The sequence below is a fragment of the Bradyrhizobium ontarionense genome (assembly GCF_021088345.1).
Taxonomy (GTDB): domain Bacteria; phylum Pseudomonadota; class Alphaproteobacteria; order Rhizobiales; family Xanthobacteraceae; genus Bradyrhizobium; species Bradyrhizobium ontarionense.
The window spans coordinates 6,844,860-6,858,050 of sequence record NZ_CP088156.1 but is presented as its reverse complement, the minus strand read 5'-3'; the positions used below and the strand labels follow the sequence as shown (position 1 = coordinate 6,858,050).

The following is a 13,191-nucleotide window of genomic DNA, read 5'->3' as shown; positions in this document are numbered from 1 at the left end:
GGCTCAAAGCTCCTGCATGCCCCCGCACGTGAAGCTATCGCTTCATTCCTAGTGGCGCGGAAGCTCTGCCGTGATTCCGGCGGTCCTGGGTCGGAGAGGGGGCGGGATCGAGGCGGCGGGTTTCAAAATCGAGCGAGCCTCGTGATCGGCGCGCCCTGGCGCGTCGTTCACGAACGGAAGAATTGCCGGGGTTTACGGGTCCGCGGGCCGCTTGGCGGAAGGACTCGGCGGTGCTTGTGTGATAGGTTAAAGTTTGGCATCTTGTGGTTTAGGACAGAAATGCTGTCTAAAATTTCGTTGCAAAGGTGACCGAGACTTTGCAATGATGTTACGGCGCCCTCGGGACACCAGGGCGCTGCGACACGAACAGGCCATGGTCGTCCGGCGGGGACTTGTCACCCGGTGACTGGCCTGAATTCTGCAAATGCGGCTCGCTGAGAAGGACGAGCGTTGGCTCCGGAGAGGGGCCCGCGCAGCGCCCGGGGTGCGCCGGACGGTGGTGATGGCCCTGACCAATAAATGATGGGGACGGATATGAGCGGATCGAAGGTCGAGCACGGAAAGTTGGGCGGCGCGGTGCTGGCTGTGGATTCGCAGGAAAAACCGGCCGAGATCACCCGCGAGCTGCATACTTGGCGCCCCGAGGCCGAAGGCCTCTATGACCCCTCGCAGGAGAAGGATTCCTGCGGCGTTGGCTTCATCGCCAACATCAAGGGCGAGAAGTCGCACCAGATCGTTGCGGATGCGCTGAGCATCCTGTGCAATCTCGAGCATCGCGGCGCCGTCGGCGCCGACCCGCGCTTCGGTGACGGCGCCGGCATCCTGGTGCAGATCCCGCATACCTTCTTCGCGCGCAAGGCGACCGAGCTCGGCTTCACGCTGCCCGCGCCCGGCGAATATGCCATCGGCGCGCTGTTCATGCCGCGCGACGAGGCCTGGCGCAACGTCATCAAGAGCATCGTCGCCGACCAGATCGAGGAAGAAGGCCTGGTGCTGCTCGGCTGGCGCAACGTTCCGACCGACAACTCCTCGCTGGGCGTAACGGTGAAGCCGACCGAGCCGCGCGCCATGCAGGTGTTCATCGGCCGCAACGGCGCCGCCAAGACCGAGGACGAGTTCGAGCGCAAGCTCTACATCCTGCGCAAGTCGATCTCGCAGGCGATCTACCAGCGCCGCGATCGCGGCATGTCGGGCTACTATCCGTGCTCGATGTCGTGCCGGACCGTGATCTACAAGGGCATGTTCCTGGCCGACCAGCTCGGCAAGTACTACGCCGACCTGCACGAGCCGGACTTCGAGAGCGCGCTGGCGCTGGTGCATCAGCGCTTCTCGACCAACACCTTCCCGACCTGGTCGCTGGCGCATCCGTACCGGATGATCGCGCACAATGGCGAGATCAACACCCTGCGCGGCAACGTCAACTGGATGGCGGCGCGGCAGGCCTCGGTATCATCGGAGCTGTTCGGCAAGGACATCAGCCGGCTCTGGCCGATCTCCTACGAGGGCCAGTCCGACACCGCCTGCTTCGACAACGCGCTCGAATTCCTGGTGCAGGGCGGCTACTCGCTGCCGCACGCGGTCATGATGATGATCCCGGAGGCGTGGGCCGGCAATCCGCTGATGAGCGAGGAGCGGCGTTCGTTCTACGAATACCACGCCGCGCTGATGGAGCCGTGGGACGGCCCGGCCGCGATCGCCTTCACCGACGGCCGCCAGATCGGCGCCACGCTCGACCGCAACGGCCTGCGGCCGGCGCGCTATCTCGTGACCAAGGACGACCGCATCGTGATGGCGTCCGAAATGGGCGTGCTCAAGATCCCGGAGGACCAGATCGTCACCAAGTGGCGGCTGCAGCCGGGCAAGATGCTGCTCGTCGATCTCGAGCAGGGCCGGCTGATTCCGGACGACGAGATCAAGGCGCAGCTCGCCGCCAGCCATCCCTACAAGGAGTGGCTCGGACGCACCCAGATCCAGGTCGAGAAACTGCCGGACGCGCCGACCACGGGCGCGCGCACCAACCTCCCGCTGCTCGATCGGCAGCAGGCGTTCGGCTATACCCAGGAAGACATCAGCATCCTGATGACGCCGATGGCCGCGACCGGCGAGGAAGCCACCGGCTCGATGGGCAACGACGCGCCGATCTCGGCGCTGTCGGACAAGCCGAAGCTGCTGTTCACCTACTTCAAGCAGAACTTCGCCCAGGTCACCAACCCGCCGATCGATCCGATCCGCGAGGAGCTGGTGATGAGCCTGGTCTCGATCATCGGCCCCCGGCCGAACCTGTTCGACCTCGAGGGCGTCGCCTCGACCAAGCGGCTCGAGGTGCACCAGCCGATCCTGACCGATGCCGACCTCGAGAAGATCCGCTCGATCTCGCAAGTCTCCGACAGCCACTTCGTCTCGCGCACGCTCGACACCACGTTCGATGCGAGCCTGGGCGCGGCCGGCTTCGAGCAGGTGCTCGACGATCTCTGCGGCCGCGCCGAGGCCGCGGTGCGCGAGGGCGTCAACATCATCATCCTGTCCGACCGCATGGTGTCGGCCGACCGGATTCCGATCCCGTCACTGCTGGCCTGCGCCGCCGTGCATCATCATCTGATCCGCACCGGCCTGCGCACCTCGGTCGGCCTCGTCGTGGAGAGCGGCGAGCCGCGCGAAGTACATCACTTCGCGTGCCTGGCCGGCTACGGCGCCGAGGCGATCAATCCGTATCTGGCATTCGAGACCATCATCGCGCTGAAGGACAAGCTGCCGGGCGCGCTGAGCGACTACGAGGTCGTCAAGCGCTACATCAAGTCGATCGGCAAGGGCCTGCTCAAGGTCATGTCGAAGATGGGCATCTCGACCTATCAGTCCTATTGCGGCGCGCAAATCTTCGACGCGGTCGGCCTGAAGGCCGAGTTCGTGCAGAAGTTCTTCTACGGCACGCACACCCCGATCGAAGGCGTCGGCCTGCCCGAGATCGCCGAGGAAACCGCGCGCCGCCACCGCGACGCGTTCGGTGACGCGCTGGTCTACAAGAGCGCGCTCGACGTCGGCGGCGAATATGCCTTCCGCAGCCGCGGCGAGGACCACGCCTGGACCGCGGAATCGGTCTCGACCCTGCAGCATGCGGTGCGCGGCAATTCGAAGGATCGCTACCAGGCCTTCGCCAAGCTGCTCAACGAGCAGTCCGAGCGGCTGCTGACCTTGCGCGGCCTGTTCCGGCTGAAGTCGGCCGAGGACGACAAGCGCAAGCCTGTCCCGCTCGACGAGGTCGAGCCGGCCAAGGACATCGTCAAGCGTTTCGCTACGGGTGCGATGTCGTTCGGCTCGATCTCGCGCGAGGCGCACACGACGCTCGCGATCGCGATGAACCGGATCGGCGGCAAGTCGAACACCGGCGAAGGCGGCGAGGAAGCCGACCGCTTCAAGCCGCTGCCGAACGGCGATTCCATGCGCTCGGCGATCAAGCAGGTCGCCTCGGGACGGTTCGGCGTGACGACGGAGTACCTCGTCAACTCCGACATGATGCAGATCAAGATGGCGCAGGGTGCCAAGCCCGGCGAAGGCGGCCAATTGCCCGGCCACAAGGTCGACGCCACCATCGCCAAGGTCCGCCACTCGACCCCGGGCGTCGGCCTGATCTCGCCGCCGCCGCATCACGACATCTACTCGATCGAAGACCTCGCGCAGCTGATCTACGACCTGAAGAACGTCAATCCCGACGGTCACGTCTCGGTCAAGCTGGTCTCCGAAGTCGGCGTCGGGACCGTCGCGGCCGGCGTCGCCAAGGCACGCGCCGACCATGTGACGATCGCAGGCTTCGAGGGCGGCACCGGTGCCTCCCCGCTCACCTCGATCAAGCATGCCGGCTCGCCGTGGGAGATCGGCCTTGCCGAAACCCACCAGACGCTGGTGCGCGAGCGGCTGCGCAGCCGCATCGTGGTCCAGGTCGACGGCGGCTTCCGTACCGGCCGTGACGTCGTGATCGGCGCGCTGCTCGGGGCCGACGAGTTCGGCTTCGCCACCGCGCCCTTGATCGCGGCCGGCTGCATCATGATGCGCAAGTGCCATCTCAACACCTGCCCGGTCGGCGTCGCGACCCAGGACCCAGTCCTGCGCAAGCGCTTCACCGGCCAGCCCGAGCACGTGATCAACTACTTCTTCTTCGTCGCCGAGGAAGTCCGTGAGATCATGGCCGCCCTCGGCTATCGCAGCTTCAACGAGATGGTCGGCCAGACCCAGATGCTCGACCAGTCCAGGCTGGTGGCGCATTGGAAGGCCAAGGGCCTCGACTTCTCCAAGCTGTTCGTGAAGCAGAAGGAGGCGCCGGGCCAGAAGATCTACCGCGCGGAAGCGCAGGATCATCATCTGGAGGCCGTGCTCGACCGCAAGCTGATCGAGCAGGCGCGACCCGCGCTCGACCGCGGCGCGCCTGTCAAGATCGAGGCCGAGATCAACAACACCAACCGTTCGGCGGGCGCGATGCTCTCCGGCGCGGTGGCCAAGATCTACGGCCATGCCGGGCTGCCGCACGACACCATCCATGTCAGCCTCAAGGGCACCGCCGGCCAGGCCTTCGGCGCCTGGCTGGCGAATGGCGTCACCTTCGAGCTCGAAGGGGAAGGCAACGACTATGTCGGCAAGGGCCTGTCCGGCGGCCGCATCATCGTCAAGCCGCCGCGCATCTCCGGCATCGTGCCGGAGGAATCGATCATCGTCGGCAACACCGTGATGTACGGCGCGATCGCGGGCGAGTGCTACTTCCGCGGCATCGCCGGCGAGCGCTTCGCGGTGCGCAACTCCGGCGCCATCGCGGTGGTCGAGGGCGCCGGCGATCATTGCTGCGAATACATGACCGGCGGCATCGTCGTCGTGCTCGGCAAGACCGGGCGCAACTTCGCCGCCGGCATGTCGGGCGGCGTGGCTTATGTGCTCGACGAGGCCGGCGACTTCGACAAGCTCTGCAACATGGCGATGGTCGAGCTGGAGCCGGTGCTGTCGGAGGAGATGATCGCCGAGGACACCTATCACCAGATGGGCGATCTCGAGGCGCATGGCCGGGTCGACGTGTTCAAGAACCTGCTGGCCTCCGACGTCGAGCGGCTGCACGTCCTGATCTCGCGCCATGCCAAGGCGACGGACTCCAAGCGCGCCGCCGACATCCTGGCGAACTGGAAGGACTACGCGCCGAAGTTCCGCAAGGTGATGCCGGTGGAGTACCGCCGCGCGCTGAGGGAGCTCGCGGTCAAGGCCGACGCCGAGCCGAAGATCGCGATCGGGGCTTGAGGCACGGCAGTAGACAAGGACGTCATTGCGAGCGCAGCGACTTGTCCGCCGAAGCCCCTAGGGGCGTAGGCGGAAGCAATCCAGGGTCAAGAAGAAAGTCTGGATTGCTTCGTCGCCTTCGGCTCCTCGCAATGACGAAGTGAGTCGGGCCTCATCCTTCGAGGCGGCGGAGACGCCGCCCACGGGATGAGGAACAAGAGGCACAATGTTGATCCCTCATGGTGAGGAGGTGCGAAAGCAACCGTCCCGAGCCATGAGGCCCGAGCAATCAGGGACGTCGTAGGTCATGGGCAAGGTCACAGGTTTTCTCGAAATCGAGCGGCACGATCGCAAGTACGCGCCCGTTGCCGAGCGGCTGAAGAACTTCCAGGAATTCGTGGTGCCGCTCTCCGAGAAGGAGCTGCGCGACCAGGCGGCGCGCTGCATGAATTGCGGCATCCCGTTCTGCCACGGCACCGGCTCGGCTGCGCCGGGCACGCCCGGCTGTCCGGTCAACAACCAGATCCCCGACTGGAACGACCTGATCTACAACGGCAACTGGGAAGAGGCAGCGCGCAACCTGCACTCGACCAACAACTTCCCGGAGTTCACGGGCCGCATCTGCCCTGCCCCGTGCGAGGCCTCCTGCACGCTCAACATCGACGACAATCCGGTGACCATCAAGACGATCGAATGCGCCATCGTCGACAAGGCGTTTGAGCAGGGCTGGATCAAGCCCGAGCCAGCTGCGGTGAAGACCGGCAAGAAGATCGCGGTCGTCGGCGCCGGCCCGGCTGGCCTCGCCTGCGCCCAGCAGCTCGCGCGCGCCGGGCACGATGTCCATGTCTATGAGAAGCACGCCAAGGCCGGCGGCCTGCTGCGCTATGGCATTCCCGACTTCAAGATGGAGAAGGACATCATCGACCGCCGCATCGGGCAGATGGAAGGCGAAGGCATCACCTTCCACTATGGCGTCCATGTCGGCGGTGCCGATGGCCTCGATGCCAAGACGCTGCTGAAGGATCACGACGCGGTGGCGCTGACCGGCGGCGCGGAAGCGCCGCGCGACCTGCCGATCCCCGGCCGCGATCTCACCGGCATCCATTACGCGATGGACTTCCTGCCACAGCAGAACCGCCGCGTCGGCAATGAGCCGGTCAATGCCACCGAGATCCTCGCCACGGGCAAGCATGTCGTCGTGATCGGCGGCGGAGATACCGGCTCGGACTGCATCGGCACCTCGCTGCGCCAGGGCGCTGCCTCGGTGACCCAGCTCGAGATCATGGCTGCCCCGCCCGAGCGCGAGAACAAGGCGCTGACCTGGCCGAACTGGCCGCTGAAGATGCGGACATCGTCGAGCCAGGCCGAAGGCGCGGTGCGCGAGTTCGCCGTGCTGACGCAGAAGTTCGAAGGCGAGAACGGCGCGGTCAAGACGCTGCATTGCGTGCGCGTCGATGGCCAGTTCAAGCCGATCCCGGGCACGGAGTTCGCGCTGTCAGCCGATCTGGTGCTGCTCGCAATGGGCTTCGTGCATCCAGTGCATGAAGGTCTGCTCAAGAGCCTCGGCGTCGACCTCGACCCGCGCGGCAACGTCAAGGCCAATCTGACCGACTACCAGACCTCGCTGCCGAAGGTGTTCGCAGCCGGCGACATGCGCCGCGGTCAGTCGCTGGTGGTGTGGGCGATCCGCGAGGGCCGGCTGTGCGCGCAGGCGGTCGACAAGTTCCTGATGGGCAAGACCGAGCTGCCGCGCTGAGTGCGTCGTCGATTTATTAGACACCTCCCTCACGCCACGACGGTGGTCGCCTCCCCTCTCCCTTGCGGGCAGGGGTCGGGGGGGTGGGGGTCTCCCGGCGCTGAATGTCGTTGAGTTCGCCGGCGCGTCAAACGCGCTTGGTGCGGTTGCAGCTCTCGCCGACGCTCTTCGTCCAAACGCCCCCGTCACTGCGAGGAGCGAAGCGACGAAGCAATCCAGGACCGAGGAAAAGACTCTGGATTGCTTCGCTTCTGTTCAGCCCGGGGACATGGCTGACAGGTGTTCGGAGACATGGTTGACACGTCAAAATCGGCTCGATTCGTCAAGCAAAGGGGCGAGCGATGCCGTGGCGAGAGGTGTCTGTCATGGACCAACGACGAGAGTTTGTGATGCTTGCCAAGCAGGAGGGAGTGAACCGGCGGAAGCTGTGCCGGCAGTTCGGCATCAGCGCTCAGACCGGCTACAAGTGGATCCAGCGGCATGATGCCGGCGATACAACGCTGGCGGATCGGTCGCGGCGGCCTCATCGCAGTCCGGAGCGCACCGCAGCTGCGACTGAGCAGCAGATTGTCGCATTGCGCGATGCTCACCCAGCCTGGGGAGCGCGCAAGCTCGCGCGTCGTCTCGATCGCGACGGGCAAGCCGTTCCCGCGATATCGACGGTGCACAATATCCTGTGCCGTTACGATCGGGTGACGGAGCCTGCGGGCACGCCTGGGCAGCCCTACAAACGGTTCGAGAAGGATGCGCCCAATCAGCTTTGGCAAATGGACTTCAAGGGGCACAGCGCGCTGGAGAACGGCGTGTCCTGTCATCCGCTGACGGCGTTGGACGACCACTCGCGCTTTTCCTTGTGCCTGGCAGCTTGTGACAACGAACGAGGCTCGACGGTACGAGGACATCTGGAGACGACGTTCCACCGCTACGGACTGCCGGATGCGATGTTCGTCGACAACGGCGGCCCCTGGGGCTTCACCCTTGAAGATCCCTGGACCACGCTGACAGTATGGCTTCTGAAGCTCGGTATCCGAACGATCCACAGCCGCCCCTACCATCCCCAGAGCCGGGGCAAGAACGAACGCTTCCATCGCACCCTGAAGGCCGAGGTCTTTGCCTTCAGGCGCTACCGCGACCTTGACGATGTCCAGCGGGCACTCGACGAATGGCGAGCCGTCTACAATCTCGACCGGCCGCACGAGGCGTTGGACTTCGATGTGCCGGCAAGCCGCTATCGACCCAGCCAGCGCACGATGCCGGATCGCCTTCCAACGGTGGAGTACGACGAGGGCGAGGTCGTCCGTTCCGTTTCTACGACGAAGGCCTACGTCAGCTTCAAGGGACGTCTCTGGAAAGTGCCGCAAGCCTTTCGTGGCGAGCGGCTCGCCATTCGCCCGCTCAGTAGCGACGGGAAGTTCGGAATATTCTTTGCCGCAAATCAGATCGCAGCCATCGATTTGCGCGACCCGAAAAGTGTCAACTATGTCTCCGAACAGGTGTAAGCTATGTGCCCGGTCTGAACACTTCGCTCGCAATGACGCGGTGAGGCCGTCGACTCAAGCAGGTAACCCGCACGCGGACCGATCGCTCAGCTTTCATGCAGAGCGCGACTCGTGGACCCTCAACCCTTCCCGCAAGGGCAGGGCTATCGCATATGAAGATCTGAGACGTTTCGCTACGCTGCCTCCACGTCGTCATGCCCGGGCTCCGTCCCGGGCATCCACGTCCTTCCCAGGATGCCGAACGACGTGGATGGCCGGGACGGAGCCCGGCCATGACGGTGTGGAGGGAGCCGAACTCAAAGTTGGACCGTCATATGCGATAGCCCTGCCGGTAAGGGGGAAGGGGAGCGCACCGTCTTCGGGGTTGGAGATCGAATCCATCTGGCAAAAAAGGGGTGGGGGCTTCCTCGACATGGGATGCGCACGGCCTGAAGTGGCAGGTCAGGCCGCCGTTCCATGATCGATCGGATGAGCGTCGAAGCGTCAGAGACGACGATCTACCGTGAAGCCCCCACCCGTCCTGGCGATCAGGCCAGCTCGGATGAGCCGCGCACACGCGCGGCTCTGATGTCAGGAGGGGTGCGGCCGCGTGCGGCGACGGCTGCCCGGCTCCGCGGCTGACGTCCCAGGCCGGATTGCAGGCGCCGCGAGCTTCACGATGTCAGTCATGTTGGGCGGTCCCCACGGTTCGACGGCAGGACGCCGCGAACCCCCTTATTTACCGCAACTTAGGCGTGCGATTCTTAAGATAAACACAATGGCCGCGCCGGCATTCCATTCAAATGCGATTCGAGCTTGATGAGTCCGCACTCATCACGCGAAGAGAAGCGTCAACTCGCGTCATCGATGAATGATCAGGCCTTGGTCCGCGCCCAGATGTCTTCGACCGGCACCGGTGGCGTCACCTGGAAGATCTCATCGATGAGGCGGCCGAGCTCGGCGGCGCTCTCGATCATGCGCTCCTCGACGACTTCGCCATCGCGCGCTTCCACGACAGAGCGGCGGTTGACCAGCTTGTAGCGCGCGCTGCGCGACACACGTTCCATCGTCAGCGTGGTCGTGGCCGGCACGTTCGGGCTGGTCGAGGTGTACCAGCTGCCGAGCACGTAGTCGGCATGGATCTGCGGCACGAGGTCGAACGCATACATCATGCGCCAGCCGGTCGGCTGCTTCGCGCTCACCGTGTAGAGCCCGTTCCACGTGCCGATGCGGAAGGTGCCCATCGCGGTTTGCTGTTCGGGCCCGACCTCGAGACGGATGGGCGCATCCATCATGCAGATGCCGAAGCCGACATCGACGAGATAGGGAGAGCTGTCGACCTCGACCAGCAGCATCATGTGCTGGCGCGGCCCGAGTGGATCGTCCGGCGCGGAGCGCCAGCGTACGCGCCCCGTGAGGCCAGCAACCTTGAAGCCGACCGCTTCAAGCGCCGCCTGGAACAGCACGTTCTGCTCGAAACAGTAGCCGCCGCGCCGACCGAGCACGAGCTTCTGCTGGACCGAGGGCAGATCCACGTGGACCGGACGTCCCATGAGCGGATCGAGCGCCTCGAACGGAATCACGTCCACATGCGCGGCCTGCAACGCCGTGAGCGTCGACATATCGGGCGCCAGCGACCCGCGATGACCGATGCGGGCGAGATATCTGTCCAGTTGAAACGCATCCCGCATGTTAATCAGCTCTCGGTCCGCGCCCAGACGTCATCGACGGGCACCGGAAGCGTGACGCCGAACAATTCGTCGATCACGCTGCGCAACGCCTCGGGCGACTCGATGACGCGCTCGCTCGTCAGCTCGCCATCGCGCGACTCGATGACGAGGCGGCGGTTGACCAGCCGGTAGCGGGCGTCGCGCGTCAGCCGCTCCAGGATCAGCACCGAGGTGAATGGCGTCAACGGGCTGGTCGAGGTGAACCAGTTGCCGAGCACATAGTCGGCATGAATCTGCGGCACGAGGTCGAACACATACATCATGCGCCAGCCGGCCGGCTGCTTCGCCGCGAGCCAATAAAGTCCATCCGACTGCGTCAGACGGAACGTGCCCATCGCCGTCGGCTGCTCGATGTCGGGCACCATCTGCAGCGGCGAATCGAGCAGGCAGGAGCCGAAGCCGACATCGGCGAGATGAGGCCCCTCAGGCAGGTCGACCTTGAGCATCATGTGCGTGCGCGGCGTCAACGGCGCGTCCGCGTCGAGCCGCCAGCGCACCCGCGCCGAGAGCGGCGTCACCGCGAAGCCGATCGCCTTCAGCGCCGCCTTCAACAGCGCATTCTGCTCGAAGCAGTAGCCGCCGCGGCGGCCGTCGACGATCTTGGCCTGCACCGACGCAAGATCGATGTTCACGGGACGGCCGAGCAGCGGATCCAGCCCTTCGAACGCGATCGCATCGACATGCGCCGCTTGCAATCCGGCGAGCGTCTCCAAGGTCGGCGTCAGCGGCCCGCGATAGCCGATGCGCGCGAGATATTTGTCTAGATCGAATGCGCCCGGCATCGGCTCGGCTCCCTGTCTCGGGCGAGCCCATAGCACGCCGCCGCCGTGCCCGGCCAGACCGGGACCGCGCGCGTGCCTCGGCCCGGCTCATCCCATCTGTCGGCTCCAGCGTTCGGCAAAACGATGCAGCGGCAGGAAAGTCTCCAACAACTCGCGCCCCAAGGGCGTCAGCTGGTAGCCACTGTCGCCCAGCGCGATGAAGCCCGCCTCGCGCAGCTCATCCAGCCGCGCCTGCAACACGGTCGGCGAGGCCTCATCGCACGCCGCGCGGAGCGCGCGGGAGGTCAGGGCGCCGTCGCGCAGCTCCCAGACGATGCGCAGGCACCAGCGCCGGCCCAACAGATCGAGCAGCGCCATGACCGGGCGGCCCGAGCGCGAGCCGCGCACCCGGCGCGGTTGAACGTCTTTCGACACGAAAAGCCTCCGACAGCTTGCCATTCGCTACGGAAAGCGTAGCATCTCGCTACAGTAAGTGTAGCGCCCGACAGGAGGAACCACCATGCCCCGGATCGCCCCGCTGCAGCCGCCCTACCCGGCCGACATCCAGGCGCAATTCGACCAGATCATGCGCGGGGCGCCGCCCTTGATGCTGTTCCGGGTGATGGCCGGCCATGCGCGCGCCTGGGCCAAATTTCGCGGCGGCAGCCTGCTCGACCGCGGCCCGCTGTCCCTGCGTCAGCGCGAAATCGTCATCGATCGGACCTGCGCGCTCAATGCGTGCGAGTACGAATGGGGGGTGCATGTCCGCATCTTTGGCACAGACGCCGGCCTGACTCCGCAGCAGATCGACGCCACCGTGAATGCGCCGGCCGACGCGGCGTGCTGGTCGGCCGCTGAACAGGCCCTGATCGCCGCGGTCGATGCCCTGCACGACCGATCGACCTTGAGCGATGACGAATTCGCCCGCCTCCGCCTGCATCACGATGAGGATCAGGTGCTGGAGATCATCCTGCTGTGCGGCTTCTATCGCACCGTGTCGTATGTGGCCAACGCACTACAGCTACCGCTGGAGGACAATGCGGCACGATTCGGTGCGGGCTGACCGGTCTTCCGAAGCGCGCGAGAGCCGAGCGCGCGGGAACGACGCTTCGAGCTAGGCCACCCCTGCCCGCAACAGATCATGCATGTGCAGGATGCCGACCGGCTTGGCGCCGTCGGTCACGATCAGCGTCGTGATCTTGGCAGAGTTGAGAATCTCCAGCGCCTCGGAGGCGAGCGCCTCGCGGCGGACGGTGCGCGGGTTCGCGGTCATGATCTCGTCGACCGAAGCCGACAGCAGATCGGCGCGCATTTTCCGCCGGAGATCGCCGTCGGTGACGATGCCGGCGACATGGCCGCGGGCGTCGACGATGACGACGCAGCCGAGCCCCTTCGCCGACATCTCGACCAGCGCATCCGACATGCCGGTGCCGAGCGGCTTCAACGGCACCGCGTCGCCCGAGCGCATCAGATCAGAGATGTGCTTGAGCATCGCGCCGAGCTTGCCGCCCGGATGGAAATTGGCGAACTCGAGCGCGGTGAAGCCGCGGCCTTCGAGCAGTGCGATCGCGAGCGCGTCGCCGATCGCCGCCTGCATCAGGGTCGAGGTGGTCGGCGCCAGATTGTGCGGACAGGCCTCGCGTGCTTTCGGCAGCTCGAGCACGGTCCGCGCCGCCTGCCCGAGCGAGGATTGCGCGTTGGAGGTGATTGCGATCAGCGGAATCGCGAAACGCTTGGCGTAATTGACCAGCGTCTTCATCTCCGGCTGCTCGCCGGACCACGACAGCGCGATGATGACGTCGTCCGAGGTGATCATGCCGAGATCGCCGTGACCGGCCTCGGCGGAATGGACGAAGAAGGCAGGCGTCCCGGTCGAGGCCAGGGTCGCGGCCATCTTGCGCGCGACATGGCCGGACTTGCCGAGACCCGTCAGGATGGCGCGGCCCTTGGCCTGCCGGATCAGCTCGACCGCGGCCGCAAACGCCGCGCCCAGCGGGCCGCGCAGCGCCGCCGCGATCGCAGCAATGCCGTTGCTGCCGGCATCCAGGGTACGCAGCGCCGACTGGATATCCGCGTTGGCGGGAGGGGCTTCGGTCAACGGCTTCGATCTCGGCATGCGTCCGTCCAAGGCAGTCACAGTGAGGCGCAGCTCTTTAGCATGGGTAAGGCGGCAAGGCGTCATCAACAGCCCATTAACCATATTTGTTTTTACTCCC

Annotated in this window: 8 protein-coding genes; 4 read left to right on the top strand and 4 right to left on the bottom strand. The window is 65.5% G+C overall.

All coding sequences use genetic code 11. The annotated features are described in order from the left end of the window. Nucleotides 1-534 precede the first annotated feature (534 nt). From gltB to LQG66_RS29900, 3 genes are all read left to right on the top strand, one after another. Complete coding sequence (gene gltB / locus LQG66_RS29910) at nt 535-5,271, top strand: glutamate synthase large subunit (RefSeq protein WP_231319424.1); 4,737 nt, start codon at nt 535-537, stop codon at nt 5,269-5,271. 286 nt (nt 5,272-5,557) lie between these two features. Continuing rightward, a complete protein-coding gene (locus LQG66_RS29905) occupies nt 5,558-7,006 on the top strand; it encodes a glutamate synthase subunit beta (protein ID WP_231319423.1) in 1,449 nt (482 codons plus the stop codon). A gap of 341 nt (nt 7,007-7,347) precedes the next feature. Next, nucleotides 7,348-8,505: an IS481 family transposase gene (locus LQG66_RS29900; protein WP_256460584.1), complete on the top strand. Its 1,158-nt coding sequence runs from the start codon at nt 7,348-7,350 to the stop codon at nt 8,503-8,505. An 854-nt stretch (nt 8,506-9,359) separates the two neighbouring features. On the opposite strand, the gene LQG66_RS29895 is transcribed toward LQG66_RS29900, so the two are convergent. The 3 genes from LQG66_RS29895 to LQG66_RS29885 all read right to left on the bottom strand — a co-directional run bounded on the left by LQG66_RS29895 (nt 9,360) and on the right by LQG66_RS29885 (nt 11,353). Further along, nucleotides 9,360-10,175, bottom strand: coding sequence for an arylamine N-acetyltransferase family protein (locus tag LQG66_RS29895; RefSeq protein ID WP_231319422.1), 816 nt, complete (start codon nt 10,173-10,175; stop codon nt 9,360-9,362). 5 nt (nt 10,176-10,180) lie between these two features. Next, on the bottom strand, nt 10,181-10,996 hold the full coding sequence (locus LQG66_RS29890) for an arylamine N-acetyltransferase family protein (protein WP_231319421.1): 816 nt from the start codon (nt 10,994-10,996) through the stop codon (nt 10,181-10,183). Between the two features lie 87 nt (nt 10,997-11,083). Continuing rightward, entirely contained in the window at nt 11,084-11,353 is a 270-nt protein-coding gene (locus tag LQG66_RS29885; RefSeq protein ID WP_231328001.1) for a winged helix-turn-helix transcriptional regulator, read from the bottom strand. A 142-nt stretch (nt 11,354-11,495) separates the two neighbouring features. Here LQG66_RS29885 and LQG66_RS29880 point away from each other — a divergent pair, with 142 nt between their 5' ends. Then, on the top strand, nt 11,496-12,038 hold the full coding sequence (locus tag LQG66_RS29880) for a carboxymuconolactone decarboxylase family protein (RefSeq protein ID WP_231319420.1): 543 nt from the start codon (nt 11,496-11,498) through the stop codon (nt 12,036-12,038). Nucleotides 12,039-12,089: 51 nt separating this feature from the next. Here the strand turns inward: LQG66_RS29880 and LQG66_RS29875 are convergent, their stop codons facing one another. Beyond that, nucleotides 12,090-13,091, bottom strand: a complete 1,002-nt coding sequence (locus LQG66_RS29875; protein WP_231319419.1) for a KpsF/GutQ family sugar-phosphate isomerase — start codon at nt 13,089-13,091, stop codon at nt 12,090-12,092. Nucleotides 13,092-13,191 lie beyond the last annotated feature (100 nt).

Bases quoted from the DNA above. Each gene is read 5' to 3' on its own strand.
- gltB (WP_231319424.1), top strand. From the start codon at position 535: ATGAGCGGATCGAAGGTCGAGCACGGAAAGTTGGGCGGCGCGGTGCTG.
- LQG66_RS29905 (WP_231319423.1), top strand. From the start codon at position 5,558: ATGGGCAAGGTCACAGGTTTTCTCGAAATCGAGCGGCACGATCGCAAG.
- LQG66_RS29900 (WP_256460584.1), top strand. From the start codon at position 7,348: ATGCCGTGGCGAGAGGTGTCTGTCATGGACCAACGACGAGAGTTTGTG.
- LQG66_RS29895 (WP_231319422.1), bottom strand. From the start codon at position 10,175: ATGCGGGATGCGTTTCAACTGGACAGATATCTCGCCCGCATCGGTCAT.
- LQG66_RS29890 (WP_231319421.1), bottom strand. From the start codon at position 10,996: ATGCCGGGCGCATTCGATCTAGACAAATATCTCGCGCGCATCGGCTAT.
- LQG66_RS29885 (WP_231328001.1), bottom strand. From the start codon at position 11,353: ATGGCGCTGCTCGATCTGTTGGGCCGGCGCTGGTGCCTGCGCATCGTC.
- LQG66_RS29880 (WP_231319420.1), top strand. From the start codon at position 11,496: ATGCCCCGGATCGCCCCGCTGCAGCCGCCCTACCCGGCCGACATCCAG.
- LQG66_RS29875 (WP_231319419.1), bottom strand. From the start codon at position 13,091: ATGCCGAGATCGAAGCCGTTGACCGAAGCCCCTCCCGCCAACGCGGAT.